Here is a 1,765-nt window from a genome sequence, read left to right as displayed (position 1 = left end):
TTATTTTGTCAGAAGCTAGTTTCTAATTATTATTCCGGTGATGATCGACAAGACTTTCTCGGCAAACCATTTGTAATTAAAAACAGAGATGAACTCACGCCAGATGAGAGCAGTATTGCCAATTAACTAATTTCAGCTCATTTCCGAGTGGGCTGTGATGAGTTAATCATGGGAGGATATATGAGCGAAAGAGATTTTAAATACTATCGTCTAACTGGTGATATCGTTAAACAGATTGATGATGAATTTCAAATTATCAATGAGAAGCGAGCGGAAGTTCTTAAAACTGCAAAAGATAGCATCGGTGCAAAGGGGGCAACATTTCAACATGGGTTCGGTGTAAATGGAACATTAATAGAAAAATTTGCTTTTCCAATAGAGAAAGAATTTGATTTTGCTGTAAAAATTATTGTGAAAAACGATGAATTAAAAGTAGTTCATGCAAAAAGCAATTCAAAAGCAGGGAAGGAATTTAATAAAAACATTGCTGATTTAACCAAAGAAACAAACAGGAAGTTAAAGAAACTGCCTACTTACAAAGATTTTCTTATTGAGAAATTCAATATTGGTTGCACAAAATTAGGAACTCAAAAACCAAATCAACGTGGCATTCCAGTGATTTCAACATCAGTGGGAAAGGCATCAAAAGATAATAGCATTCTTTTATTCGCTATTCCCAGTGTAGAGAGAGAGGGAGAGGGTTGGGATACAATACCGAAAGTTCCTGAATGTTTTGAAGAGATAACTTACGGTACTTTTTATGATTTAAGCGAATGATTAATTTCGCCACACCGGGAAAAACAATAGGGAATTATCGGCACGGAAGCCAATTATCAACTAAACCTATGAGGATTAAATTATGTCGAAGAAATTAACAAGAGATTTAAAGAAAGAAATAGTTAATAACGCGTTATCATCCGCTGGAATATCTGAATGCTACGCCCAATTGGGGCGAGAAAAGGACCAACTCGCAAAAGACGTCCGAGTTGCCGCGTTGGAAGGGGAAGAAAAAGCCAAGCATTATAATCGCGTATACGATAAAGCACTTGAAGATATTAAAGAGTTACAAGTTAATATTGACAGACATATTCATATTTATAATGTACTTGCGGATGGCATATATGCCGCTTTTGGTGGACTCCAGACGGGACGATTATATTACGGCAAAGATGACTTAGGAAAAGACATTAAGTTAATAACGCCCACGCAAAATCATTGTCGTTTTCCAGCGGACCATGAACTCTCTATTCGTTTTACGGAGATAGAAAAAAAATCAAATGAGCTAAACAATAAGAAAGAGGAAATAAAAAATAACGTTTACGCTATTTTAAATTCAGTCACTACAACAAAGCGACTTATTGAAGTCTGGCCGGAAGCGAAAGATTTAATTCCCTCTGAGGATATTAGAAGTATAAACACTTCATTATCAGTAAAAGTTGAAGATTTAAACAAAATGATTGGCATACCCAAAATCGAGGATTAAACAATGAAAATTGAAATAAAGCTTTCAATGAAAGAGTTTAATAGCATTGTCAAAAGTCTTAGTCTCGACAAAAATTCAACTTTTATTTTTCATTTAACATATTTTAGCGATTATAAAATAGCTTTGCAGCATTGTATCAAGGATGTTTTACATGACTGCGGTTTCGATTTACCCGATAATCACATTAACATAGAAATAGCAGGTGAATAATATAATGGTAAACATACGAAACACTTATAGTTTTGAAATATTATGTAAAGATGTACGAATTACGTCTTCTGC

The 1,765-nt window shown here is 34.3% G+C and carries 3 protein-coding genes; all 3 read left to right on the top strand.

The window, feature by feature from the left end; genetic code table 11:
• Positions 1 to 180 precede the first annotated feature (180 nt).
• The 3 genes from AACQ83_RS23920 to AACQ83_RS23910 all read left to right on the top strand — a co-directional run bounded on the left by AACQ83_RS23920 (position 181) and on the right by AACQ83_RS23910 (position 1,693).
• The gene (locus AACQ83_RS23920) at positions 181 to 777 is read left to right on the top strand and encodes a DUF5420 family protein (RefSeq protein WP_146748312.1); all 597 of its coding nucleotides are present in this window, start codon (positions 181 to 183) and stop codon (positions 775 to 777) included.
• A gap of 82 nt (positions 778 to 859) precedes the next feature.
• Positions 860 to 1,483, top strand: coding sequence for an Nmad5 family putative nucleotide modification protein (locus AACQ83_RS23915; protein ID WP_158537824.1), 624 nt, complete (start codon positions 860 to 862; stop codon positions 1,481 to 1,483).
• Positions 1,484 to 1,486: 3 nt separating this feature from the next.
• Positions 1,487 to 1,693, top strand: coding sequence for a hypothetical protein (locus tag AACQ83_RS23910; protein ID WP_112886963.1), 207 nt, complete (start codon positions 1,487 to 1,489; stop codon positions 1,691 to 1,693).
• Positions 1,694 to 1,765: the final 72 nt, after the last annotated feature.

The sequence above is a fragment of the Photorhabdus sp. S10-54 genome, assembly GCF_963878145.1.
Lineage (GTDB): Bacteria > Pseudomonadota > Gammaproteobacteria > Enterobacterales > Enterobacteriaceae > Photorhabdus > Photorhabdus kayaii.
The sequence above is the reverse complement of the archived record's forward strand: the minus strand, read 5'-3'. Positions and strand labels throughout refer to the sequence as shown.